Annotated in this window: 19 protein-coding genes and 1 pseudogene; 10 read left to right on the top strand and 10 right to left on the bottom strand. The window is 70.9% G+C overall.

The genetic code is table 11. The features are described 5' to 3' along the window. Positions 1-46 precede the first annotated feature (46 nt). The 4 genes from AC07FN_RS15130 (at position 47) to AC07FN_RS15115 (ending at position 6,692) form a co-directional block, all read left to right on the top strand. Complete coding sequence (locus tag AC07FN_RS15130; protein ID WP_452618546.1) at positions 47-1,444, top strand: GntT/GntP/DsdX family permease; 1,398 nt, start codon at positions 47-49, stop codon at positions 1,442-1,444. Between the two features lie 134 nt (positions 1,445-1,578). Beyond that, complete coding sequence (locus tag AC07FN_RS15125; RefSeq protein WP_478396155.1) at positions 1,579-3,867, top strand: HelD family protein; 2,289 nt, start codon at positions 1,579-1,581, stop codon at positions 3,865-3,867. A gap of 141 nt (positions 3,868-4,008) precedes the next feature. Then, positions 4,009-4,500 (top strand): cupin domain-containing protein, encoded by a 492-nt coding sequence (locus AC07FN_RS15120; protein ID WP_478396154.1) that lies wholly within the window; start codon positions 4,009-4,011, stop codon positions 4,498-4,500. A 56-nt stretch (positions 4,501-4,556) separates the two neighbouring features. Next, a complete protein-coding gene (locus tag AC07FN_RS15115) occupies positions 4,557-6,692 on the top strand; it encodes a helicase-associated domain-containing protein (protein ID WP_478396153.1) in 2,136 nt (711 codons plus the stop codon). 59 nt (positions 6,693-6,751) lie between these two features. Here the strand turns inward: AC07FN_RS15115 and AC07FN_RS15110 are convergent, their stop codons facing one another. Next, complete coding sequence (locus AC07FN_RS15110) at positions 6,752-8,257, bottom strand: glutamate synthase subunit beta (protein ID WP_478396152.1); 1,506 nt, start codon at positions 8,255-8,257, stop codon at positions 6,752-6,754. Further along, positions 8,250-12,800 (bottom strand): glutamate synthase large subunit, encoded by a 4,551-nt coding sequence (gltB, locus tag AC07FN_RS15105; RefSeq protein ID WP_478396266.1) that lies wholly within the window; start codon positions 12,798-12,800, stop codon positions 8,250-8,252. The genes AC07FN_RS15110 and gltB overlap by 8 nt, the downstream gene beginning before the upstream one ends. A gap of 615 nt (positions 12,801-13,415) precedes the next feature. Between gltB and AC07FN_RS15100 the strand changes: the two genes are divergently transcribed. The 5 genes from AC07FN_RS15100 (at position 13,416) to AC07FN_RS15080 (ending at position 16,941) form a co-directional block, all read left to right on the top strand. Continuing rightward, positions 13,416-14,357 carry an ABC transporter substrate-binding protein gene (locus AC07FN_RS15100; RefSeq protein ID WP_478396151.1) on the top strand — a complete coding sequence of 314 codons (942 nt, stop codon included), beginning with the start codon at positions 13,416-13,418 and terminating at the stop codon, positions 14,355-14,357. After that, complete coding sequence (locus tag AC07FN_RS15095; protein WP_478396150.1) at positions 14,354-15,388, top strand: FecCD family ABC transporter permease; 1,035 nt, start codon at positions 14,354-14,356, stop codon at positions 15,386-15,388. The genes AC07FN_RS15100 and AC07FN_RS15095 overlap by 4 nt, the downstream gene beginning before the upstream one ends. Further along, positions 15,385-16,158 (top strand): ABC transporter ATP-binding protein, encoded by a 774-nt coding sequence (locus tag AC07FN_RS15090; protein WP_478396149.1) that lies wholly within the window; start codon positions 15,385-15,387, stop codon positions 16,156-16,158. The genes AC07FN_RS15095 and AC07FN_RS15090 overlap by 4 nt, the downstream gene beginning before the upstream one ends. 95 nt (positions 16,159-16,253) lie before the next feature. Beyond that, entirely contained in the window at positions 16,254-16,595 is a 342-nt protein-coding gene (locus tag AC07FN_RS15085) for a type II toxin-antitoxin system RelE/ParE family toxin (RefSeq protein WP_478396148.1), read from the top strand. 1 nt (position 16,596) lies between these two features. After that, entirely contained in the window at positions 16,597-16,941 is a 345-nt protein-coding gene (locus tag AC07FN_RS15080) for a helix-turn-helix domain-containing protein (RefSeq protein ID WP_478396147.1), read from the top strand. A 21-nt stretch (positions 16,942-16,962) separates the two neighbouring features. On the opposite strand, the gene lgt is transcribed toward AC07FN_RS15080, so the two are convergent. The 6 genes from lgt to AC07FN_RS15050 all read right to left on the bottom strand — a co-directional run bounded on the left by lgt (position 16,963) and on the right by AC07FN_RS15050 (position 23,601). Next, on the bottom strand, positions 16,963-18,030 hold the full coding sequence (lgt, locus tag AC07FN_RS15075; protein WP_478396146.1) for a prolipoprotein diacylglyceryl transferase: 1,068 nt from the start codon (positions 18,028-18,030) through the stop codon (positions 16,963-16,965). A gap of 110 nt (positions 18,031-18,140) precedes the next feature. Continuing rightward, positions 18,141-18,935: a tryptophan synthase subunit alpha gene (trpA, locus tag AC07FN_RS15070; RefSeq protein WP_478396145.1), complete on the bottom strand. Its 795-nt coding sequence runs from the start codon at positions 18,933-18,935 to the stop codon at positions 18,141-18,143. Positions 18,936-19,008: 73 nt separating this feature from the next. Further along, entirely contained in the window at positions 19,009-20,286 is a 1,278-nt protein-coding gene (gene trpB, locus AC07FN_RS15065; RefSeq protein WP_478396144.1) for a tryptophan synthase subunit beta, read from the bottom strand. A gap of 53 nt (positions 20,287-20,339) precedes the next feature. Further along, the gene (gene trpC / locus AC07FN_RS15060) at positions 20,340-21,149 is read right to left on the bottom strand and encodes an indole-3-glycerol phosphate synthase TrpC (protein ID WP_132485608.1); all 810 of its coding nucleotides are present in this window, start codon (positions 21,147-21,149) and stop codon (positions 20,340-20,342) included. A gap of 276 nt (positions 21,150-21,425) precedes the next feature. Then, the gene (locus tag AC07FN_RS15055) at positions 21,426-22,046 is read right to left on the bottom strand and encodes a Trp biosynthesis-associated membrane protein (RefSeq protein ID WP_478396143.1); all 621 of its coding nucleotides are present in this window, start codon (positions 22,044-22,046) and stop codon (positions 21,426-21,428) included. Further along, positions 22,024-23,601, bottom strand: coding sequence for an anthranilate synthase component I (locus tag AC07FN_RS15050; protein ID WP_478396142.1), 1,578 nt, complete (start codon positions 23,599-23,601; stop codon positions 22,024-22,026). The genes AC07FN_RS15055 and AC07FN_RS15050 overlap by 23 nt, the downstream gene beginning before the upstream one ends. 89 nt (positions 23,602-23,690) lie before the next feature. On the opposite strand from AC07FN_RS15050, the gene AC07FN_RS15045 reads away from it, so the two are divergent. Continuing rightward, a complete protein-coding gene (locus AC07FN_RS15045; RefSeq protein WP_478396141.1) occupies positions 23,691-24,323 on the top strand; it encodes a TetR/AcrR family transcriptional regulator in 633 nt (210 codons plus the stop codon). A gap of 28 nt (positions 24,324-24,351) precedes the next feature. Here AC07FN_RS15045 and AC07FN_RS15040 read toward each other — a convergent pair. Next, positions 24,352-24,522 (bottom strand): annotated as a pseudogene (locus AC07FN_RS15040) (IS30 family transposase); the annotation flags it as partial. A gap of 12 nt (positions 24,523-24,534) precedes the next feature. Continuing rightward, positions 24,535-24,772 (bottom strand): IS110 family transposase (locus AC07FN_RS15035; protein ID WP_478396140.1); only part of this gene is annotated, 238 nt, incomplete at its 5' end.

Raw genomic sequence — 24,772 nt, 5'->3', positions numbered from 1 at the left:
TTGCTTAGGCTGTGCCGCGCACCAGCTGCTCAACGAGGAGCCCTCTATGCCAAGCCTCTCCGGCACCCTCGCCGTCCTAGCCCAGGCACCCGGCGCGTGGACCGCCCAAGACACCCGGCTGCTGGCCGCCGCCATCGCGGGCATCGCGGTGATCGTCGTGCTGATCAGCTGGGCCAAGCTGCATCCGTTCCTGTCGCTGGCCCTGGGCGCCGCCACCCTCGGCGTCGTCGCCGGGATGCCCTTCGACGACCTGGTGGAGACCTTCACCAAGGGACTCGGCAAGACCGTCGGCGACGTCGGCCTGCTCGTCGCGCTCGGCGCGATGCTGGGCAAGCTGCTCACCGACACCGGCGGCGCCGAACAGGTCGTCGAGACCGTGCTGCGCCGCACCACCCGGCGGACGCTGCCGTGGGCGATGGTGTTCATCGCCGCGCTGCTGGGCCTGCCGATGTTCTTCGAGGTCGGCGTCGTGCTGCTGGTCCCGGTCGTGGTCATGGTCGCCAGCCGGTCGAACCAGCCGATGCTGCGCATCGGCATCCCCGCGCTGGCCGGGCTGTCGATCCTGCACGGCCTGGTGCCGCCGCACCCCGGCCCGCTGGCCGCCGTCGACGCGCTGCACGTGGACATGGGGCTGACGCTCGCGCTGGGCGTCGTCGTCGCGATCCCGACCGCCATCGTCGCCGGTCCGCTGTTCGGCTCCTACATCTCGAAGCGCGTCGAGCTGCCCCCGGCGACGCACCTGCTGGGCAAGTCCCAGCTCGACGCCTCGCCCGAGAAACGGCCCGGGTTCTTCGCGTCGGTGTCGATGCTGCTGCTGCCCGTCGTGCTGATGCTCGGCAAGTCCGTCGCCGACCTGCTGCTGCCCGAGGACACCGTCGCCTACCAGGTGCTGGACACCATCGGCACGCCGATCGTGGCGATGATGCTGACCGTGCTGATCGCGATCGTGGTGCTCGGCACCGGCGCCCGGTTCAACCGCAACCGGCTGTCGGACGTGATCGGCAGCTCGCTGCCGGCGATCGCCGGGATCATCCTGATCGTCGGCGCCGGTGGCGGCTTCAAGCAGACCCTGGTCGACTCCGGCGTGAACAACATGATCACCGACTTCGCCAGCGGGGCGCACCTCTCGCCGCTGGTGCTGGGCTGGCTGATCGCCGTCGGCATCCGGGTGGCGACCGGCTCGGCGACGGTGGCCACCATCTCGGCGGCGGGCATGGTCGCGCCGCTGGTGATGGGGCTCCCGCCCGCGCAGGGCGCGCTGGTCGCGCTGGCCATCGGCTCCGGGTCGCTGTTCCTGTCGCACGTCAACGACGCCGGGTTCTGGCTGGTCAAGGAGTACTTCGGGATGACCGTCGGGCAAACCCTGAAGACCTGGTCGGCGATGGAGACGCTGCTGTCGGTGACGTCCTTCGCCGTGATCCTCGGCCTGTCCGCGGTGCTGTGACCCCGCGGTCGTGAGCGCGAGGGCCCCGCTTTCGCGCTCACGACCGCGCGCGCCGGGAGAGGTATATTGGCGGGTCGGGCCTGCGCGTCGGACGCGGGCTTCTCCCCCCGACCCTCCCAGCACGAGGTGGCGAATTGTCCAACGCCCGAGCCGATCGGGATGCCGTCCGCACGCAGGAGATCGCAACCGAGCAGCAGTACCTCTCGATGCTGTACGCGAAGCTCGACGCGCTGCGGCAGGAAACCACGCAGCGCCTGAAGGACACGCTGCGGGACAGCGGAGGGCCGCCGCAGGCGCGCACCGAGCGCGACATCTCCACCAGGATGTACACCGACAAGCTCACCCAGCTGAGCGCTGTGGAGCACGGGATGTGCTTCGGGCGGCTGGACCTCGACGGCGGCGAGACGTTCCACGTCGGCCGGCTCGGGCTGTTCGACGAGGACAACGAGTACGAGCCGCTGCTGCTGGACTGGCGGGCCCCGGCCGCCCGGCCGTTCTACCTGGCCACCGCCGCCGCGCGGGACGGCGTGCGCCGCCGGCGGCACCTGCGCACCAGCTGGCGGAAAGTGCTCGACTACGAGGACGAGGTGCTCGACCTCGACACCGCCGAGCAGGGCAGCGACCTGGGCCTGGCCGGCGAGGCCACGCTGCTGGCCCGGCTCGACGCCCGCCGCACCGGGCAGATGCAGGACATCGTCGCCACCATCCAGGGCGAGCAGGACCGGATCATCCGCGCGGGGATGAACGGCGTGCTGGTGGTGCAGGGCGGCCCCGGAACCGGCAAGACCGCCGTCGCGCTGCACCGCGCCGCCTTCCTGCTGTACACCTTCCGCGAGCAGCTGTCCAAGCGCGGCGTGCTGGTGGTCGGCCCGAACCAGACGTTCCTCCGCTACATCGGGCAGGTCCTTCCGTCGCTGGGCGAAACCGGCGTGCTGCTGTCCACTGTGGGCGGTCTCTACCCGGGGATCACCGCCACCGGCGCGGAATCCGCGCGGGCGGCGGAGATCAAGGGTCGCGCGATCATGGTCGAGGTGCTCGCCACCGCGGTCCGGGACCGGCAGCAGGTGCCCGCCGACTACACCGAGATCACCTTCGACCGCGAGGCGCTGCGCATCGACCGGCGCACCGCCACGCAGGCGCGCACCCGCGCCCGGCGCTCCCGCAAGCCGCACAACCTGGCCCGGCGGATCTTCCGCAACGAGATGTTCTCCGCGCTGACCCTGCAGGTCGCCGACCGGCTCGGCCGCGACCTGCTGGACCGCCGCGACCTCGACGACATCAACCGCGAACTGCGCGCGGACGCGGTGGTGGGCAAGGCGCTGGACGAGCTGTGGCCGGAGATCACCCCGCAGGAACTCCTGGACGACCTGCTGTGCTCGCCGGAACTGCTGGCCTCCGCCACCCACAAGCACCTCGACGACGCCGACCGCGACGAGCTGCTGCGCCTGCCGGGCACGCCGTGGACGCCCGGCGACGTGCCGCTGCTGGACGAACTCGCGGAGCTGCTCGGCGAGGACGACGCCCAGGCCCGGGCCGAGCGCGAGCGCCAGGAACGCGAGGAACTCGCCTACGCGCAAGGCGTTCTGCACATCATGGAACAGGACGAGGAGCTGGCCGACGAAGAGCGGCTGCGCGTCTCCGACGTGCTCGACGCCGAGCTGCTGGCCGAGCGGTTCCGCAGCAGCAACGACCTGACCGCCGCCGAACGCGCGGCCGACGACCGCACCTGGACCTTCGGCCACGTCATCGTCGACGAGGCGCAGGAGCTGTCACCGATGGCGTGGCGGGTGCTGATGCGGCGCTGCCCGAGCCGGTCGATGACGCTGGTCGGCGACGTCGCCCAGACCGGCGCCCTGGCCGGGGCCGATTCCTGGCACGAGGTGCTGCACCCGTACGTCCAGGACCGCTGGAAGCTGGTCGAGCTGACCGTCAACTACCGCACCCCGGCCGAGATCATGGCCATCGCCGCCGACGTGCTGTCCGAAATGGACACCGACCTGGCGGCACCGCGCTCGGTGCGCACCAGCGGGCACCGGCCGTGGACCCGCCGGATCCCGGCCGCCGACCTCGGCGCCGAGCTCCCGTCGGTGATCACCGACGAGCTGCGCGAGATCGGCGAAGGCAGGCTCGCGGTGCTGCTGCCGCCGGAACTGCTGGCCGGGATCGGGCCGCGGCTGGCGGAATCCCTGCCGGAGGCGGTGATCGGCACCCGGCCCGACGACCTGGAAGCACCGGCCGTCCTGCTGACGGTCGACCAGGTCAAGGGCCTGGAGTTCGACTCGGTCCTGGTGGTCGACCCGGCGGCGATCGTGGCGGACTCCGAACGCGGCCTGAACGACCTCTACGTGGCGCTGACCCGGGCGACGCAGCGCCTCGGCGTGGTCCACCCGGACGAGCTCCCGCCGGTGCTGCGCGGCATGTGACCGGCTTCGCGCTGCGCCCGGCGAGCTTCGTCCAATGGTTTCGCGAGCTCGGCCGGCGAAGGTCTCGTCGCGCTGCTGAAGAGTCGGGCGCAGCACGGTCGGGCCGCAGCTGCACCAGCCGCCTGGACCACAATGCCCCCCATGACTGATCATCAGGCTCGCACCCCCGCCCGCCCGCTGCTGCGCCGTCCCCAGGACGGTGAACTCATAGACGTCGCCGGTGTCGCGCACTTCTTCCGGCTCACCGGCGAGCACACGGGCGGGCACTTCGCCTTCGAGGAATTCAGCCTCGCTCCCGGCATCATCGGCGCCAGGCCGCACGTGCACGACGGACACGACGAGTACTTCTACGTTCTTGAGGGCGATTTGACGCTCCACACCGGAGACGGCGAGCTGACGGCCGGCCCCGGACATCTGCTCGCCGCCACCCGCGGCACCCCGCACGGCTTCCGCAACGCGGGCCCGGTCCCCGCACGCGCCCTGTGCCTCTACACCCCCGCCGGCTACGAGAACTACTTCCGCGACGTCCACGCCGCCGTGAGCGCCGGGGCCGAGGCGACCGACGAGCTGCTGGCCGAATTCCGGAGCCGTTACCGGACCCGCTCCCACCAAGCTCTCCCGGACACGCCTTAGCCAGTCCCATCTGACCGGCGGTAAGGCGCCAGAACACGCATGACACACTCGGCCGGGTGGATTCCGATCTCGTCCGGTGGCTTCGCAGTCTTGGCCGCGACGGCCTCGCTACGTTGCTGAAAAGCCGACCCGAGTCAGTGGAAGCCCGCTCGCTACCCGCTCTGGCGGCCATCCTCGACTCCCCCGGCGCTGTGCAGCACGCGTTGGAGCAGCTCGACTCCGGGTGCAGTGCGGTGCTCGGAACGCTCTGCACCCTCGGGGACGGGTGCACCTGCGGCGCGATCGAGGAGTTGCTCGGCGACGACCCGGAAGTCGATCGCGCACTGCAAGCTCTGCAGGAACAGGCCCTCATCCGGCCGAACCCACCGGGAGCGTTCCAGCTTGCCGCACCGCTGCGCGCCGCCCGCATTGCGGGGCTGGGCCGCCCGGTCGCGCAGCTCCTCCACCCGCACGTGAGCAATGCGGTCCGCCGTATCGCCGAAGCCCTCGGATTGGCGCCCGCCAAGAGGAAGGCCGACACGGTGCAGCGGATCGAAGATTTCATGCGGGATCCGGCGAAGGTGTCCACCGAGCTCGCGAAAGCACCCGGCCCGACCGTTGAGCTCGCCGTGGAGTTGGCGCACGCCGACTCGCTCCTCGGTTACTCGCTCGGCGACCCGTCGCCGCGGAGCCCGGAGGTGCGCTGGCTGGTCGACCGGGGTTTTCTGGTCAGCCAGAGCCAGTACGCCAGCTACGGCGGCCCGTTCGAAATGCCCCGCGAGATCGGGCTGGCGCTGCGCGAGTCCGCGGACAAACCGGTGCTCCGGCCCGAACCCGCGATGCCGCCGACCACTCTGGTCGACTCCGTCGAGATCGACGAGGTGGCGACGTTGGCCGCAATCGCATTCGTCGACGGAGTGGCTCGGCTGCTCGAACACTGCGCCGCCAACCCGCTGGCGCAGCTGCAGAACGGCGGAGTCGGTCTCCGGGTGCTCAAGCAGGCCGCCAAGGCCCTGCGGACCGACCAGCACCAGGTCCGGCTCTGGTTGGAGACTGCCGCCGCAGCCGAGTTGCTCAGCATTGATGGAACCGGCCGCGTCACTGCGTCAAACCTCGCCGATGATTTGCAGCAGGCAACACCCGCGCAACGCTACGCCCACCTGGCGCGAGCCTGGTGGAAGCAGCCGGCTGCGGCCATGTTCAGCAAGGTCATGGACAAGCCCGATCCGGCGCTGCTACCGCGCCCCAGCTCGTTCGACCGCAAGTTCCGCATGGACCTGCTGGCAGAGCTTTCCCGTTGGGAAGCGAGTGCCGCATTGGGCGAGCCGAACCTGATCGGCGAGAAGCTGGCCTGGAAGCGACCGATGCTCTACTGCTGCGCGGACTGCCTCGTCGATCCCATCCAGGTCAACTGGGCCGAGGCCGAAGCCATCGGCGCGATCGCCTGCGGGGCACTGTCCACATTGGGCCGTTGCGTGACCGACGAGAAAGCGCTGCTGTCGGCCGCCACGCGACTACTGCCCAGTGCACGGGAATCCGCGCTGCTGCAAGCAGACCTGACCGCGGTGGTAGGCGGTACACCCAGCGGCCGACTTGCCGCCACCCTGAACCTGATGGCCGATCCCGAAGGCCGGGACACCGCATCGACCTGGCGGTTCAGCCCCGAATCCGTCCGGCGAGCGATGGACCAGGGCCACACCGCCGAGGACCTGGTCGACAAGCTCACCGCAATCGCCCACACGAACCTGCCGCAACCGCTGGAATACCTGATCATGGATGTCGGGCGGCAATTCGGCCAGTTGCAGGTCCGAAACGTGCGCTGCTGCGTGCTCGGCGAGGAGGCTCTCCTGCTGGAAATCAGCGGAAGCCGTTCGCTGCGTGAGCTGTCGTTGCACGCCTTGGCGCCGACCGTGCTCGCATCGAGCAAACCTGCGAAGGAGACCCTGGCTGCGCTACGGAAAGCGGGATATGCCCCGGTGCAGCAGAAGGCCGACGGCACTGTCGCGGTCGAGCGCACCGTCGACGACCACCCGCCGATGCCCGTGGAACAGCCTTTCTACCTGGCTGCGCCGGAACCGCTGGCGGAAGCCGGGCTCCGCGAACTCGCCGAGCACCTGCTGGCCCAACCGGACGAGACTCCGTCCGCAGCCGCGCTCCCGGTCGGTCCCTGGATCGACTTCCGGATCATGCCGCCAGACTTTCCGACGACATGACGAAGCGCCCACCCGGTCGGATTGATACCGGATGGGCGCTTCCCTTTCAGCCCTGAGGATCAGCCGACCGCCAGCGGCAGGGCCGTGGGGTGCACCGGCGACGGGAGCTGGGAGGCGCCGGTGAGGTGGGCGTCGACCGCGTTGGCCACCGAGCGGCCCTCCGCGATCGCCCACACCACCAGGGACGCGCCGCGGTGCGCGTCGCCGCAGACGAACACGCCCGGCGCGGTGGTCTCCCAGTTCGAGCCGCAGCCGATGGTGCCGCGCTTGGTCAGCGAGATGCCCAGGCCGTCCAGCAGCGGCATGTGCTCGACGCCGTCGAAGCCGATGGCCAGCAGCGCCAGGTCGCAGGGGATCTCCTGGACCTCGTCGGACACCGGCACGACCTGCCGGCGGCCGTTCTCGTCGCGCTGCACCTTCACCTCGCGCAGCCGCACCGCCCGCACGTTGCCCTCGCCGTCGCCGACGAACTCCTCGATCGCCACCGCGAACTTCCGCTGGCCGGCCTCCTCGTGCGCCGGGTAGGTGCGCAGGATGTACGGCCAGGTCGGCCACGGCGACCGGTCGTCGTCGCGGGTCGTCGGCGGCTGAGGGTAGTTGTCCAGCTGCGTCACCGAAAGCGCGCCCTGCCGGGTCGAGGTGCCGTAGCAGTCCGCGCCGGTGTCGCCGCCACCGAGGATGATGACGTGCTTGCCCTGCGCCGAGATCGGCGTCGGGCCGTCGCCCTCGCACTCCTTGTTCGCAGGCACCAGGTGCTCCATGGCCAGGTGCACGCCCTTGAGGTCCCGCCCCGGGATCGTGGTGTCGTCGCGGCCGCGCAGGGCGCCCACCGCGAGCACGACGGCGTCGTAACCGGCGCGCAGTTCCTCGATGGTCAGGTCGACGCCGACCTCGCAGCCGGTGATGAACCGGGTGCCCTCGGCGCGCATCTGCGCCAACCGCCGGTCCAGGACGGACTTCTCCATCTTGAACTCGGGAATGCCGTAGCGCAGCAGACCGCCGATGCGGTCGTCGCGCTCGTACACGGTCACCTCGTGCCCAGCGCGGGTCAGCTGCTGCGCGGCCGCCAGCCCGCCCGGCCCGGAGCCGACCACGGCCACCCGCTTGCCGGAGTGCACCTCCGTCAGCTGGGCGGTGACGTAGTCGTTCGCCCAGCTGACCTCGGCGATGGTCTCCTCGACCCGCTTGATGGCCACCGCGCCGCCGGCCTCCGGCGAGATCGCCAGCACGCAGCCCGCCTCGCACGGCGCGGGGCACAGCTTGCCGGTGAACTCCGGGAAGTTGTTGGTGGCGTGCAACCGCTCGGCGGCGTCCTGCCATTGGCCGCGGCGCACCATGTTGTTCCACTCCGGGATCAGGTTGCCCAGCGGGCAACCGGCCGAACCCGAGTGGCAGAACGGGATGCCGCAGTCCATGCACCGCGCGGCCTGCGTGGCGGTCTCCGCCTTCCGGTCCTCTGTGGACAGCGCGGCGTAGACCTCCTGCCAGTCGCCCAGCCGCTCGTCGACGGGGCGCTTGGGGACGTCGGCCCGCGCGTGCTTCAGAAATCCCCTCGGGTCAGCCACGGGAAGCCTCCATGATCGCCTCGTCCACGTCCCGGCCCTCGATCTTGGCCATCCGCATGGCATCCAGGACACGCTGGTAGTCGCGCGGCATCACCTTGGTGAACGCCGCCGAACGCCGCGGCCAGTCGCCGAGCAGCGAGGCCGCCACCGCCGAACCCGTCAGTTCGTGGTGCCGCTGCACGATCTCGTGCAGCCACTTCAGTTCCTTGGCGCTGGGCCGCTGCAGGTCCACCATCGCGGTGTTCACCCGGACCGGGTCCAGGTCGAGCACGTAGGCGATGCCGCCGGACATCCCGGCGCCGACGTTGCGGCCGGTGCCGCCGAGCACCACCGCGCGACCGCCGGTCATGTACTCGAAGGCGTGATCACCGGCGCCCTCCGCGACCGCGATCGCACCGGAGTTGCGCACGCAGAACCGCTCGCCGACCTTGCCGCGCAAGAAGATCTCGCCGCTGGTCGCGCCGTAGCCGATCACGTTGCCCGCGATCACCTGGTCCTCGGCGGCGAACGCCGAATCCGGATGCGGCCGGACGACGATCCGCCCGCCGGAGAGGCCCTTGCCGACGTAGTCGTTGGCGTCGCCGACCATCTCCAGCGTGATGCCCGGCGGCAGGAACGCGCCCAGCGACTGCCCGGCCGACCCCTCCAGCTCCACGTGGATGGTGTCCGCGGGCAGGCCGTCGCCGCCGTAGCGGCGGCTGACCTCGGCGCCCAGCAGCGTGCCGACCGTGCGGTTGACGTTGCGCACCGGCAGCTCCAGCCGCACCGGGCGCGCGTCCTCCAGCGCGGCCTCGGCGAGCTGGATGAGCGTGCGGTCCAGCGCGTGGTCCAGGCCGTGGTCCTGCTCGCGGACCCGGCGCCGCACCGGCGAGTACGGCGTCTCGGGCTCGGCGAACACCGGGGTCAGGTCCAGGCCGCGCACCTTCCAGTGCGCCATCGCCTCGTCCTTGCCCAGCGCCGAGACCTGGCCGATGGCCTCGTCCAGGGTGCGGAACCCGAGCGCCGCCAGGTACTCGCGGACCTCCTGGGCGATGAACTCGAAGAAGTTCACCACGTGGTCGACCTGGCCGGTGTAGCGCTTGCGCAGCACCGGGTTCTGGGTGGCGACCCCGACCGGGCAGGTGTCGAGGTGGCACACGCGCATCATCACGCAGCCCTCGACCACCAGCGGCGCGGTGGCGAAGCCGTACTCCTCGGCGCCCAGCAGCGCGGCGACGATCACGTCGCGGCCGGTCTTGAAGCCGCCGTCGACCTGCACCGTGATCCGGTCCCGCAGGCCGTTGAGCAGCAGTGTCTGCTGCGTCTCGGCCAGCCCGACCTCCCACGGCGTGCCGGCGTGCTTCAGCGACGTCAGCGGCGCGGCGCCGGTGCCGCCGTCGTGGCCGGAGATCAGCACCACGTCGGCGTGCGCCTTGGACACGCCCGCGGCGACCGTGCCGACGCCGATCTCGGAGACCAGCTTGACGTGGACCCGGGCGTGCTCATTGGCGTTCTTCAGATCGTGGATCAGCTGGGCCAGGTCCTCGATCGAGTAGATGTCGTGGTGCGGCGGCGGCGAGATCAGCCCGACGCCGGGCGTGGAGTGCCGGGTCTTGGCGATCCACGGGTACACCTTGTGGCCGGGCAGCTGCCCGCCCTCGCCGGGCTTCGCGCCCTGCGCCATCTTGATCTGGATGTCCGTGGCGTTGACCAGGTATTCGCTGGTGACGCCGAACCGGCCGCTGGCGACCTGCTTGACCGCGGAACGGCGCTCCGGGTCGTAGAGCCGGTCGACGTCCTCGCCGCCCTCACCGGAGTTGGACTTGCCGCCGATCCGGTTCATCGCGATCGCCAGCGTCTCGTGCGCCTCCGCGGAGATCGCGCCGTAGCTCATGGCACCGGTGGAGAACCGCTTCATGATCTCCGAGATCGGCTCGACCTCGTCGATGTCGATCGGCGCCCGGCCGCTGTTCAGCTCGAACAGCCCGCGCAGCGTGCCGCCCTCGGCCGACAGCCGGTCGCATTCCGCCGTGTACTTGCGGAACACGTCGTACTCGCCGGTCTTGGTGGAGTGCTGCAGCAGGAACACCGTCTCCGGCGTGAACAGGTGCAGCTCGCCCTCGCGGCGGTAGGAGTAGTCGCCGCCGATCTCCAGCTTGCGGTGCACCCGCTCGGTCGGGTTGTCCGGGTAGGCGCGGCGGTGCCGCTGCGCGACCTCCTCGGCCAGCACGTCCAGCCCCACGCCGCCGAGCTTCGAGGTGGTGCCCTCGAAGTACTCGCCGACGACCTGCCCGGAGAGGCCGACCGCCTCGAAGACCTGCGCCGCGGTGTAGGCGCCGACGGTGGAGATGCCCATCTTCGACATCACCTTCAGCACGCCCTTGACCAGCGCCTGAACGTAGTTGCGGATCGCCACCTTCGCCCGCGTGCCGGTGATCTGACCGGTGACGATCATGTCCTCGATGGTCTCGAACGCCAGGTACGGGTTGACCGCCGCGGCGCCGTAGCCGAGCAGCGTGGCGACGTGGTGCACCTCGCGGGCGTCGCCGCTCTCCACCACCAGCGCGACGCGCAGCCGCTCCTTGGTCCGCACCAGGTGCTGGTGGACGGCCGAGACCAGCAGCAGCGACGGGATCGGCGCCATCCGGTGGTCGGAGTCGCGGTCGGAGAGCACCAGCACGCGCGCCCCGGCGGCGATCGCCTCGGACGCCTCCTCGCGGATCCGCTCGATGGCCTCGGCCAGCGCCTCGCCACCACCGTCCACTTCGTACAGACCGGAGAGCACGGCGGAGGCGAAGCCGGGCAGGTCGCCGTCGTCGTTGACGTGGATGAGCTTGGCCAGCTCGTCGTTGTCGATCACCGGGTTGGGCAGCACGATGTGCCGGCAGGACGCGGCCGACGGGGACAGCAGGTTCTGCTCCGGCCCCATCACGCGGGCCACCGAGGTGACGATCTCCTCCCGGATCGCGTCCAGCGGCGGGTTCGTGACCTGCGCGAACTGCTGCACGAAGTAGTCGTAGAGCATCCGGGAGCGCTGCGACAGCGGCGCCGGCGGGGTGTCGGAGCCCATCGAGCCCAGCGGCTCGCCGGCTCCGGTGGCCATCGGCGCGAGCAGCAGGCTGAGCTCCTCCTCGGTGTAGCCGAAGGACAGCTGGCGCCGCACCACCGACTCGTGGGTGTGCACCACGTGCTCGCGGTTCGGCAGCTCGTCGACGTTGAGCAGCCCGGAGTGCAGCCACTCGCCGTAGGCGTGCTCCCTGGCGAGGGCGGACTTGATCTCCTCGTCGTCGACGATGCGGCCCTGCTCGGTGTCGATCAGGAACATACGGCCCGGCTGCAGGCGGCCCTTGGCGACCACCTCTTCGGGCTTGAGGCTGAGCACGCCGGTCTCGCTGGCGAGCACCACCCTGTCGTCCGCGGTCCGCCACCAGCGAGCCGGGCGCAGCCCGTTGCGGTCCAGCACCGCGCCGACCAGCGTGCCGTCGGTGAACGTGACGCACGCCGGGCCGTCCCACGGCTCCATCAGGCTGGCGTGGAACTGGTAGAACGCCTTGCGCTCGGGGTCCATCTCGGTGTGGTTCTCCCACGCCTCCGGCACCATCATCAGCACCGCGTGCGGCAGGCTGCGGCCGCCCAGGTGCAGCAGCTCCAGCACCTCGTCGAAGGAGGCGGAGTCCGAGCCGTCGCCGGCGCAGATCGGGTACAGCCGGGAGAGGTCACCGGGGATCAGGTCGGAGGCCAGCAGCGCCTCGCGGGCCCGCATCCGGTTGCGGTTGCCGCGGATCGTGTTGATCTCGCCGTTGTGCGCGACGTAGCGGAAGGGGTGCGCCAGCGGCCACGACGGGAAGGTGTTCGTGGAGAACCGGCTGTGTACCAGCGCGATCGCGCTGACCAGCCGCTCGTCGCCGAGGTCCGGGAAGAAGGCGGGCAGCTGCTCGGTGGTCAGCATGCCCTTGTAGACCAGGGTGCGGCTGGACAGCGACGGGAAGTACAGCTCCAGCCCGTCCTGCTCGGCCACCCGCTCGGCGCGCTTGCGCAGGCAGAACGCCAGCCGGTCCAGCTCGACGCCCGCCTCGCCGTGGTGCCCGGCGACCAGCAGGATCGCGAAGTGCGGCATGCACTTCTGGGCGGTGCTGCCCACGCCTGCCCGCTCCGGGGTGATCGGCACGTCGCGCCAGCCCAGGACGCGCATGTTCTCCTCGGCGGCGACCCGCGCCACCAGCTCCACCACCCGCGCGCGCTGCTCGGGATCGGTGGGCAGGAATGCCATGCCTGCCGCGTAGCGGTGCCGCCCCGCCTCGTCCGGCTCCGGCAGCTCGACGCCGGCCTCGGCGCGCAGCAGCTCGTCCGGCAGCTGGAGGAGGATGCCCGCACCGTCACCGCTGGTCGGCTCGGCGCCGGCGGCACCGCGGTGCTCCAGGTTCGCGAGCGCGGTCAGCGCATCGGCGACGATGCCGTGGGAACGACGGCCGCGGATGTCGGCGACCATGGCGACACCGCAGGAATCCTGTTCCGCAGCCGGGTCGTACAACCCCTGGGCTGCTGGGACGGCGGAGAAGACCACTGCGCAGACCTCCCTCGTCATTTCTCGTGCTGGAAGCCCTCGGTCAATTCCTGACCTGACTTCATGACTTCTGGGCACGGGACGACGCTGGCCCGCAGATGACTCCCGGCGGCACGACAGAAGTTTTCGGGCTTTCGAAAGCCCGCTCGTGACCGGAGCGTTTAGAGAACTTTAACAGCCGCGATACCCGGAAGCAGCACTCTGGGCGTGATGCTGACCATCTTGTAGTAACACACTCGTTTGCGTTACCGCGCTCGCGATCGAACACCTCCGAACACGGTCCGTCGTCAAATTTAACCGCTGGGTCGCGCCCCGGGTAGCCCCCGTGCCGCAGGACACTCCCGCACGGCGCGGACGGCCGATCTTCTCCTGATATCTTTCCAGCTCAGAGCGCCCGCGACGCGGGTGCTCGCGGGACGCCAGCGCCAAGCGAAACCGGTGCGAATCCGGTGCTGTGCCGCAACTGCGATGGCCCGCCCCGGGCGGGCACGAGCCAGGTCGCCTTGCGCGTGGCGTCGATGTCCGCCACCCCCGGTGCAGGGGTGCGGCTCGCCCCCGGAAGCCCGGCTTCCCCGAGCCGCGCCCGCCACGCACCGGCCGAACCGTTGGGAAGACATGATCGGGTTTCGCCGACTCGCCGCCCTGCTGCTCGCGATGCTCGCCCTGCTAGTCGGGGTCACCGCGTGCGCCACCCGCCCCCATTCCGAGGCCCCCGCGCCGGCCGACGACCCGGCCTCGGCGTTCCCGGTCAAGGTCGAGCTGCCCGGTCAGCCGCCCGTGACGGTCGCGCAGCAGCCGAAGCGGATCATCTCGCTGTCCCCCACCGCCACCGAGACGCTGTACGCGATCGGCGCCGGCGACCAGGTCATCGCGGTGGACCAGTACTCCAACTTCCCGGCGGAGGCGCCGCGCACCGACCTCTCCGGCTTCACCGCGGACGCCGCCGCCGTCGGCGCGCACACCCCGGACCTGGTCATCGCGCCGGACAGCGCCGCGAAGCTGGCGGACGGCCTGAAGGTGGTCAACGTGCCGACGCTGCTCACGCCGTCGCCGGCCACGCTGGACGACGCCTACAAGCAGATCGAGGTGCTCGGGCAGGCCACCGGGCACACCAGGCAGGCCGCCGAGCTGGTCGACCGGATGCGCTCGGAGATCGACGAGATCGTCCGCACCACCCCGCGCCCGGCGCAGCCGCTGAACTACTTCCACGAGGTCAGCCCGGACTACTACACCGCGACCTCGCAGAGCTTCGTCGGCAACGTCTACAACCTGTTCGGCCTGCACAACATCGCGGACCCGGCGGGCGGGAACTTCCCGCAGCTGTCCGAGGAGCACATCGTGCAGGCCAACCCGAACCTGATCTTCCTGTCCGACGTCAAGTGCTGCCAGGTCAACGCGGCGGCGGTCGCGGCCCGGCCGGGCTGGAACACCCTGGACGCCGTGCAGCACGGCCGCGTCGTCGAGCTCGACGACGACATCGCGAGCCGGTGGGGCCCGCGGGTGGTCGACCTGGTGCGCGCGATCGGCGGCGGCATCGCCAAGGCCCAGAACGGGTGACGAAGGCGCTCGGCGGGGCCCTGAAGCAGACCAAGCTCCGCCCGCACCACCTGCTCATCGGGGTGGCGGTGCTGCTGGCGAGCGTCCTGCTGTCGGTGCTGCTCGGGGCCGCCGAGCTCGGCTGGCAGCGGGTGCTCGCCGAGATCGGCGCGCAGCTGACCGGCGGCGTCTCGCCGCTGTCCGAGCGGGAGGCGGCGATCCTGTGGCAGCTGCGGGTGCCCCGGGTCGTGCTCGGCGTGCTGGTCGGGGCGGCGCTGGCAGTGTCCGGCGCCGCGTTCCAGGGCGTGTTCCGCAACCCGCTGGCCGACCCGTACCTGCTGGGCGCGGCGGCCGGCGCCGGCCTGGCCGCCACGCTGGTGATCACCGCGGCCCCGGCGGGCGGGCCGTCGGTCCCGGTGCAGCTCGCGGCGTTTGTCGGCGCGCTCGGCGGAGTGGGCTTGACCTGGCTGGTCGGCCGCTCGGCAGGCCGGGACACGGCGACGCTGGTGCTGGCCGGCGTCGCGGTCGGCGCTTTCCTCACGGCCGGACAGACGTTCGTGCAGCAGCTCCGCGTGGAGTCGTTGCAGCAGGTCTACATGTGGATCCTGGGGCGGCTGACCACCACCGGCTGGCGGGAAGTGCTGATCGTGCTGCCGTACCTGGCGATCGCCGCGGTCGTGCTCTGCACCTGCGCCCGCCTGCTGGACCTGCTGGGCACCGGCGACGAGGAGGCCGCGGCGCTCGGCGTGCACCCGGGACGGGTGCGGCTGCTGGTGCTCATCGCGGCCTCGCTGGCCACCGCCGCGGCGGTGTCGGTGGCCGGGCTGATCGGTTTCGTCGGCCTCGTGGTGCCGCACCTGGTGCGGCTGGCGATCGGCGGCAGCTTCCGGATCATCGTGCCGCTCTCCCTGCTGTTCGGCGGGGTCTTCCTGGTGCTCGCCGACATGCTCGCCCGCACCCTGCTGGCGCCCGCCGAGATCCCGATCGGCGTGATCACCGCGTTCACCGGCGCGCCGTTCTTCGCGGTCCTGCTGCACCGGAGGCGCGCATGAGCACGCTCGAAGTGCACGGCCTGTCGGCCGGATATCGGCGCAGTACGGTGATTTCCGACGTCTCGACCACTGTGGACACCGGCGGCTGGCTGGGCGTCATCGGACCGAACGGGTCGGGCAAGTCGACGCTGCTGAAGGCCGTCGCAGGCCTGGTGCGGCACGACGGCCGGGTGCTGGTCGACGGCCGGCCGCTGACGGCGCTGCGCCGCCGCGAACGGGCCCGGGCGATCGGCTACGCGCCGCAGATCCCGCAGCTGCCGATCGGCCTCACGGTCACCGATTACGTGCTGCTCGGCCGCACCCCGCACCTCGGTGTGCTGGGCCGGGAGGGCCCCACCGACCTGGACGTGGTCCGCGCCCTGCTGGAGCGGCTGGACCTGACGCGACTCGCGGACCGAGCCCTTTCGACGCTGTCCGGCGGCGAACGTCAACGCGCCGTGCTGGCCCGCGCCCTCGCCCAGCGAGCGGGCGTGCTGCTGCTCGACGAGCCGACCACCGGCCTGGACGTCGGGCACGCCCAGGCCCTGCTCGACCTGGTCGACGAACTGCGCCGGGAACTGGGCACCACGGTGGTCATGACGCTGCACGACCTGACCCTCGCCGCCCAGTACGCCGAACGCCTGCTCCTCCTCGACGAAGGCTGCGTCGCGGCCGAAGGAACCCCGGCGGAGGTCCTGACCCCGGAGGTGCTGGCGAAGCGCTACACGGCCCGCGTCACGGTCCTGCACACCCCCGACGGCGCCCCGGTCATCGCCCCCATCCGGGGCTGACCCCGCCGTTCCTCGCCCGCCCCACGCGTCACCCGAACTGATCATGTTCGGGATATAGCGTCGACGCGTTATCGCGTGCGCGCTATGTTCGGAGCATGTCCCGCGAAACCGGAGGTGGACGGTGGAACATCGTTGTTTCGCACGAAGTCGAGCGCTGGTACTGCAGCCTCAAGAATCGGGACCGCGCCATCGCGGACCGGATGTTCGACCTGCTCTCGGAATCCGGACCGCTCCTGGGCATGCCGCACAGCAATCATCTCGGCGGCGGTCTGCGCGAACTCAGATTTCATTGCGAAGGAGTCGAGCGCCGGGTGACCTACGCACTCGACCCGGCACGCCTCGCGATCACCCTGACCACGTTCCGGAAGCAACGATCGAACGAACGGCGCGAGGTCTCTCGCGCCCGCACAGCCATGCGGCACGACCGGAGGCCATGAGATGACCTGGAAGAAGCTCGATCAGATCCGGCGCGAGAACCCGATCATCGACCAGGAGGAGTACGACGAGTCGTACGCGGAAGCCTCGCTGGCCTTCGAGCTGGCGCGGCTGGTGTACGGGCTGCGCACGGACGCGGGGCTGACCCAGACCGATCTCGCGAAGCGGATGGGCACCACGCAGTCCTCGGTCGCGCGCTGGGAGAGCGGCGGCAGCCTGCCGACCATCGACCTGCTCGACCGGCTCGGGCACGCCGTCGGTGTCCGGCTTGAGCTGGTGGCATCGCAGCACGACCCCACCGGTTCCAAGGACTCGCCGAGCGGCGCGGTGGCCTTCGGCGCCCGGTAGGCACATACCGGGCGCTGAAGGTCAGTCCTTCGCGTCCTTGCCGTTGCCGTCGGCGCTGCGCGCCTCCGCACGTTCGTCTCCCGGGGCGTCCGAGCCCTTCGGCCCGTCCTTGCCCTCGTCAAGGTCCGCGTCGTCGGTCGTCGCCTTCGGCTCCTCGGCGGGTCGCTCCGGCGTCGCGGCCGTGTCGTCGTCGCCGGGCATCGGCTTGCCGCGCAGCAGCTCGGGGTCCTCGCGCTTGCCCCGCACGTACAGCAGGTACAGGACCGCGCCGGCGAAAACGATCAGGGAGGTGAAGACGTTGATGCGGATGCCGAGGACGTGCGTGGCGTCGTCGGTGCGCATCATCTCGATCCACACCCGCCCGGCCGTGTAGCCGGCGACGTAGAGCGCGAACACCCGGCCGTGGCCCATCCGGAACTTGCGGTCCGCCCAGATGATCAGGAGGAAGACACCGAGATTCCACAGCAGCTCGTACAGGAACGTCGGGTGCACGATCTTGTCCGGCACGCTGTCCATCGCGACGCCGGTGATGGGGTCTGCGAGCCCGGTCGCCGGGTCGATGCGCCGGTAGATCTCCAGGCCCCAGGGCAGGTCCGTCGGCGCGCCGTAGAGCTCCTGGTTGAACCAGTTGCCGAGGCGGCCGATGGCCTGCGCGAGGATGATGCCGGGCGCGACCGCGTCGGCGAACGCGGCCAGCGGCACGCCCCGGCGGCGGCAGCCGATCCAGGCGCCGACCGCGCCGAGCGCCACGGCGCCCCAGATGCCCAGGCCGCCTTCCCACACCTTGAGGGCGTCCAGCGGGTTGCGGTCCGGCCCGAAGTACTTGTACCAGTCGGTGGCGACGTGGTAGAGCCGACCGCCGACCAGCCCGAACGGCACCGCGAACACCGCGATGTCGATGACCGTGCCCTCGCGTCCGCCGCGCGCCACCCAGCGGCGGCTGCCGATCCAGACCGCCGCGATGATGCCGGCGATGATGCACAGCGCATAGGCGCGCAACGGGATCGGGCCGATGAACCAAACCCCTTGCGGCGGGCTGGGGATGGTGGCCAGGAACGGACTCGCCAAGGCGGCAACCGGGGCACTCACGCCGCTAACCGTATCGGTCGCCCCACGAATGGTGAGCACCACCCGGTCCCTGGCGAGGCGAACGGCCCGTTCGCCTCGCTAGGAGGAGCGAACGGGCCGTTCGCAGCGGATCAGCGGGACCGGACGCCCCGGGCGAGTTCCGCGGTGAGCTCGCGGACGCCGGCGGGGCCGTCCTGCTCGGCGCGGGTGACGAAGGCGGAGCCGACGATGACGCCGTCGGCGAAGCCGGCCACCTCGGCGGCCTGCTCGCCGTTGCGCACGCCCAGGCCGACGCCGATCGGCAGGTCGGTGTGCGCACGGGTGCGCTGCACGAGCCCGGCCGCGGCCGAACCGACGCTCTCGCGCGCCCCGGTCACGCCCATCACCGAGGTGGCGTAGACGAAGCCGCCGGTGGCCTTGGCGGTCAGCGCCAGCCGCTCCTCCGTCGACGACGGGGCGACCAGGAAGATCCGGTCCAGGCCGTGCGCGTCGGTCGCGGCGATCCAGTCCTCACCCTCGTCCGGGATCAGGTCCGGGGTGATCACGCCGAGCCCGCCGGCCGCCTTGAGGTCGCGGGCGAACGCGTCCGGGCCGTAGTGGTGCACCGGGTTCCAGTAGGTCATCACCACGGCGTGGCCACCGGCGTCGGCGATCGAGGACACCACGTCGAAGACGTCGCGCAGCCGGAACCCGGCGCGCAGCGCCTTGTCGCTGGCGGCCTGGATGGTGGGGCCGTCCATCACCGGGTCGGAGAACGGGATGCCGACCTCGACGATGTCGCAGCCGGTCGAGCCGTCGGTGCCGGTCAGCATCGCGCTGAACAGCTCCTTGGACTCCTCGACGGTCGGGAACCCGGCGGGCAGGTAGCCGATCAGGGCGGCCCGCTGCTCTTCCCGGCAGTTCTGGAAGACCTCGCGCAGGTTCACCGCGACTCCTCAGTGTTTTGCGGGACACCCGCACCCGGTCGGCTTACATGAGCGGAGAGCGTGCAAGTGTCGCTCATGACGCCTCCGTGTTGTCGTCGTTGTTCTCGTCGACGAGCCCGAAGTACTTCGCCGCGGTGTCCATGTCCTTGTCACCCCGGCCGGAGAGGTTCACCAGGATGATCGCTTCCGGGCCGAGCTCCTGGCCGAGCTTGATCGCGCCGGCCAGCGCGTGCGCCGACTCGATGGCCGGGATGATGCCCTCGGTGCGGGACAGCAGCCGGAAGGCGTGCATGGCCTCGTCGTCGGTGACCGAGCGGTACTCGGCGCGCCCGATGTCCTTCAGGTACGAGTGCTCGGGCCCCACGCCCGGGTAGTCGAGCCCGGCGGAGATCGAGTAGGCCTCGATGACCTGGCCGTCGTCGTCCTGCAGCAGGTACGAGCGGGCCCCGTGCAGCGTGCCGGGCGTGCCCTCGCAGAGGGTGGCGCCGTGCTCGCCGGAGGCGATGCCGTGCCCGCCCGGTTCGAAGCCGACCAGCCGCACGTCCGGGTCGTCGATGAAGCCGTGGAAGATGCCGATGGCGTTGGAGCCGCCGCCGACGCAGGCCGCGACCACGTCGGGCAGCCGGCCGGTCATCTCGAGCACCTGCCGACGGGCCTCGTCGCCGATGACCTTGTGGAAGTTGCGCACCATCATCGGGAACGGGTGCGACCCGGCCGCGGTGCCCAGCAGGTAGTGGGTGTGGTCGACGTTGGCGACCCAGTCGCGCAGCGCCTCGTTGATGGCGTCCTTGAGGGTCGCCGAGCCGCTGTTGACCGGGATGACCTCGGCGCCGAGCAGCCGCATCCGGGCGACGTTGAGCGCCTGCCGCTCGGTGTCCACCTTGCCCATGTAGATGACGCATTCGAGGCCCAGCAGCGCGCAGGCGGTCGCGGTGGCGACGCCGTGCTGCCCGGCCCCGGTCTCGGCGATGACCCGGCGCTTGCCCATCCGCTTGACCAGCAGCGCCTGACCCAGCACGTTGTTGATCTTGTGGGAGCCGGTGTGGTTGAGGTCCTCCCGCTTGAGCAGGATCCGGGCGCCGCCGGCGTGCTCGGCGAACCGCTTCGCCTCGGTCAGCAGCGACGGCCGCCCGGCGTAGTTGCGCAGCAGGTCGTCGAGCTCGGCGAGGTACTGCGGGTCGCTCTGCGCCTTGGCGTACTCGGCGGCGAGCTCGTCCTGGGCGGCGATCAGCGCCTCCGGCATGAACCGGCCGCCGTAGACCCCGAAGTGCCCGCGCTCGTCCGGGTCATGTCCCTCCGGCACGGGCTTGCCCGGTCGGTGGGCGCGCGCGGTCTCTGCGCCTGCGGTCATTGCCTTACCTCCTGTGCCTTGCGCCGACCCTGGAACTCGCGGAACCGGTCCGGCTACCGGCTCGGCCGCGGGCACGCGGGGTGCGACCCGGCGGTCACCAGCTGGGTGACCGCGGTCTTGGGATTGTCGCTGGTCACCAGGCCCTCACCGACCAGCACGGCGTCCGCACCGGATCCCGCGTAGGCCATCAGGTCACTCGGACCGCGGACCCCCGACTCGGCGATCTTGAGGACCTCCTGCGGCAACCCCGGTGCGATCCGCCCGAACACGTCGCGGTCCACCTCGAGCGTATGCAGGTTGCGCGCGTTGATGCCAATCACTTTCGCACCGGCCTCCAACGCGCGGTCGGCCTCTTCGGCGGTGTGCACCTCGATGAGAGCGGTCATGCCCAGCGATTCGACCCGGTCCAGGAGCGCTTCCAGCGCGTTCTGCTCCAGGGCCGCGACGATGAGCAGCACCATGTCCGCGCCGTGCGCCCGGGCTTCGTGCACCTGATACGGGCTGATGATGAAGTCCTTGCGCAGCAGGGGCGTGTTGACCCTGGCGCGGACCGCGTCGAAGTCGGCCAGCGAGCCGCCGAAGCGACGCTGCTCGGTGAGCACGCTGATGACCCGCGCCCCGGCGGAGGCGTAGTCGGCGGCGAGATCGGCCGGCTCGCCGATCTCGGCCAGCTCGCCCTTGGACGGGCTGCGCCGCTTGACCTCCGCGATGACGCCCACGCCCGGCGCCCGCAGCGCGGCGAGCACGTCGCGTGGGGGTGCCGCCGCGGCGGACAGTTGTTTGATCTCGTCGAAGGGAATCGCGGATTCGCGAACTGCCAGATCTTCGCGAACGCCTTCGATGATTGATTCCAGAACGGTCACGCGAACACCTCGCCGGCCGTGTCCCGCACACTCGCCTTCAGGTCGGTCCGCAAGTAACCAGATGCGCAGATGAACTCATTGCGCTCGATCACGACACTCCCCTTCCCGCCGTGCCGTCGCATGGCCGATGCTAAACCTCACCGGCCACCGGTCCCACCAAGGGGTAGCCCAACGTCCCTGCACAACAAGGACCTTCGGCCCTGGCGACGCGTCCGGTCACCGGCTCGGGGCCGCGCCGAACTGGGTTTTCCACCCTTCGGTGAATTTGAAATATTTTCAGCGATCCTGCTCATCCGTTGGATCGCGTCCGGCGTCCAAGTCGTTCCACATCTGCCGGTCCGGATCGTGGGATTTCTGCTTCGCGGCACCCGGAGCCGAATATTTCGCGCCCATCGCGGGCATCCGACCGGCCCGGAACGCCACCAGAGCACCGGCGACGAACAGCAGCAGAGCGCCCGCAGCCATCAGCAGCAGCCCGTACGGCCGGCTGGCCATCTCGCCGATCGGCGTGCTGCCCGGCGGCACATCACCGGCCGTCCCGGTCGCGAACCAGCCGAAGCTGAACTGCTGGAACACCCGCCAGCCCAGCACGGCACCCGCGACCGCGATGAGGGCGCCGACCACGCGCCGCAACCACCCGCCGGTGGCCAGCACCGCGGCGACGGCGGCCAGCGCCGCCAGCGCCATCGGCACCAGCTCCGGGCGGATGTCCCCGCCGGTGATCCCGGCGGAGACCTCGGTGCCGAAGGGCGTGCGGAACCGCTGCTCCACCCAGACGAGCGCGCTCGCGCCCCAGAGCACGCCGGCGGCGACCAGCACCAGCAGCACCACCGACCACAGCAGACCCTTCGACCGCGCGGGTCGAGGACTCGGCTCAGATCCCGGCTCGGTGGTCAACCCGCTCTCCCGTCGCCCGTTCGGTCGCCGGCCGCGACAGCGTCTCGGCCGTCGCCACCGCGTTGAGCACCGCGCGCGCCTTGTTCAGGCATTCCTGGTCCTCGGCGACCGGGTCGGAGTCGGCCACGATGCCGCCGCCGGCCTGCACGTACGCGGTGCCGTCGCGCACCAGCGCGGTGCGGATCGCGATCGCCGTGTCCGCGTCGCCGGCGAAGTCCAGGTAGCCCACCACGCCGCCGTACTGGGCGCGCCGGGTCGGCTCCAGCTCCTCGATCAACTCCAGCGCTCGCGGCTTCGGCGCTCCGGAGAGCGTGCCGGCGGGGAAGCAGGCGGCGACCGCGTCGAACGCCGTCCGGCCTTCGGCCAGCTGACCGGTCACGGTGGACACGATGTGCATGACGTGGCTGTAGCGCTCGATGCGGAAGAAGTCGACGACGTGCACCGAACCCGGCTTGCAGACCCGCCCCAGGTCGTTGCGGCCGAGGTCGACGAGCATCAGGTGCTCGGCGCGCTCCTTGTCGTCGTTGATGAGCTCCTTCTCCAGCAGCGCGTCCTCGTCCTCGTCGGCGCCCCGCCAGCGGGTCCCGGCGATCGGGTGCGTGGTCGCCTGCCCGTCGCGCACCGTGACCAGCGATTCGGGGCTGGAGCCGACGATGTCGAACGGCGTGCCGCCGTCCGGCGCGTCCAGCCGCAGCAGGTACATGTACGGGCTCGGGTTGGTGGTGCGCAGGACCCGGTAGATGTCCAGGGCGTCCGCGCTGGTCTCGATCTCGAACCGCTGCGACACCACGACCTGGAACGCCTCGCCGGCCCGGATCGCCTCCTTGGCCTTCTCGACCGCCGCGTAGTGCTCGTCGGGCTGGCGGCGCCGGACGAACTGCGGGGCGGGCCGGGAGAACGCGGCGACCGTGGGCGCGGCCGGGGTGCACAGCGCCTCGGTCATCTCGTCCAGGCGGCGCACCGCGTCGTCGTAGGCCGCGTCGACGCGCTCGGGGCTGTCGTCCCAGTTCACCGCGTTGGCGATGAGCGTGATGGTGCCCTCGTGGTGGTCCAGCGCGGCGAGGTCGGTGGCCAGCAGCATCACCATCTCGGGGATCTGCAGGTCGTCCTCGGTCAGGTTCGGCAGCCGCTCCAGCCTGCGGACCGCGTCGTAGCCGAGGTAGCCGACCATGCCGCCGGTCAGCGGCGGCAGCCCGGGGAGCGGGTCGGTCTGCAGCAGCCGGACCGTCTCGCGCAGCGCCTGCAACGGGTCGCCGCTGTCCGGCAGCCCCACCGGCGGCTTGCCCGTCCAGTGCGCCTGGCCGTCGCGGACGGTCAGCGCGGCGGCGCTGCGGGCGCCCACGAAGGACCATCGCGACCAGGAGCGACCGTTCTCGGCGGACTCGAAGAGGAACGTTCCGGGGCGGTCCCCGGCGAGCTTGCGGTACACCCCGAGCGGGGTTTCGTCGTCCGCGAGCAACCGCCGCACCACCGGGATCACCCGGCGGTCCGCCGCCAGGCTGCGGAACTCCTCGCGTCCTGGGCTGATAGTGCCGATATCACCGTCGCCGACCATGTCGTCATTGTGCCGTCCACCCGATCCCGGCTGCGCGGGACCTCCGCACCGCTTTGCCCTCGGGCCGCCGGGACGGCGAGGATGGGTGGGTGAGCAGTGGCATCGACCAGAGCGGAACAGAGCCGAAGCGCCGCGGGCGGCGGCGCAGCGGAGCCGACACCAAGGCGGCGTTGCTGGCCGCGGCGCGCGAGGTGTTCACCGAGCAGGGCTACGACGCGGCCACGGTGCGCGCCATCGCGGGCCGGGCCGGGGTCGATCCGGCGATGGTCAACCACTGGTTCGGGGGCAAGGAGGGGCTGTTCACCGCGGCGGTGCACATTCCGATCAACCCGGCCGAGGTGGTGCCGCAGCTGCTGGTGGGCGATCGGGAGCAGCTCGCCGAGCGGTTGCTGCGGCGGTTCCTGACGGCGTGGGACAACGCGGAGGGCGGCCAGTTCGCGGCCCTGGTCCGCAGCGTCGCGGCCAACGAGAACGCGGTGGGGATGCTGCGGGAGTTCATCCAGAACGTGCTGTTCAAACGGCTGGTCAAGACGCTGGGCATGGACCGGGCCGAGCTGCGCACGGCCCTGTGCGGGTCGCAGATCGTCGGGCTGGGGATGGCCCGCTACGTGATCCACCTGGAACCGCTGGCGTCGGCCGACCACGACACCGTGGTGGCCGCGATCGCGCCGAACCTCCAGCGCTACCTGACCGGCGACATCTCCGGAGCCACCGGCCCCTGACCACCGGGTGCCAGTTTCAATTGTGTTTTCAGGGGGTGGGTGCAACACCAAGCGCTTGGGCTAGTGCTTCTGATGGTGTCAGCCAGTCCAGGGTCTGGCGGGGGCGGGTGTTGAGTTCGTGGGCGATGGTGTCGAGGTCTTCTTGGGTATAGGGGCGGAGGTCGGTGCCTTTGGGGAGGTAGTCGCGGGCGAGGCCGTTGATGCTTCTATGTCAAGCGGTGTGTTCGTAGCGGGTGACGTGGTGTTTCCAGGACGCTTGATCGGTGGTCATGGCTCGGTGGATGACGTCGATGAGGTGGCGTTGAAGGATGCGGCGGGCGCCGCGGCTGCCTTTGGTGGGTTCGTGGCGGGCCGGTAACGCCTGCGCGTCGGGATGCCAGCGTTTCTGCACGATCGCTGCGGTGTAGAGCACGCTGTTAAGCCGTCGGTTTCCGCCTCGGTGCAGACGA

The sequence above is a fragment of the Saccharopolyspora sp. NPDC045941 genome, assembly GCF_056431445.1.
The sequence above is the reverse complement of the archived record's forward strand: the minus strand, read 5'-3'. Positions and strand labels throughout refer to the sequence as shown.

What these genes read in the sequence shown, in the direction of transcription:
- AC07FN_RS15090 (WP_478396149.1), top strand. Translation starts at nt 15,385, where the DNA reads ATGAGCACGCTCGAAGTGCACGGCCTGTCGGCCGGATATCGGCGCAGT.
- AC07FN_RS15080 (WP_478396147.1), top strand. Translation starts at nt 16,597, where the DNA reads ATGACCTGGAAGAAGCTCGATCAGATCCGGCGCGAGAACCCGATCATC.
- AC07FN_RS15085 (WP_478396148.1), top strand. Translation starts at nt 16,254, where the DNA reads ATGTCCCGCGAAACCGGAGGTGGACGGTGGAACATCGTTGTTTCGCAC.
- AC07FN_RS15120 (WP_478396154.1), top strand. Translation starts at nt 4,009, where the DNA reads ATGACTGATCATCAGGCTCGCACCCCCGCCCGCCCGCTGCTGCGCCGT.
- AC07FN_RS15050 (WP_478396142.1), bottom strand. Translation starts at nt 23,601, where the DNA reads ATGGTCGGCGACGGTGATATCGGCACTATCAGCCCAGGACGCGAGGAG.
- AC07FN_RS15100 (WP_478396151.1), top strand. Translation starts at nt 13,416, where the DNA reads ATGATCGGGTTTCGCCGACTCGCCGCCCTGCTGCTCGCGATGCTCGCC.
- AC07FN_RS15130 (WP_452618546.1), top strand. Translation starts at nt 47, where the DNA reads ATGCCAAGCCTCTCCGGCACCCTCGCCGTCCTAGCCCAGGCACCCGGC.
- trpB (WP_478396144.1), bottom strand. Translation starts at nt 20,286, where the DNA reads ATGACCGCAGGCGCAGAGACCGCGCGCGCCCACCGACCGGGCAAGCCC.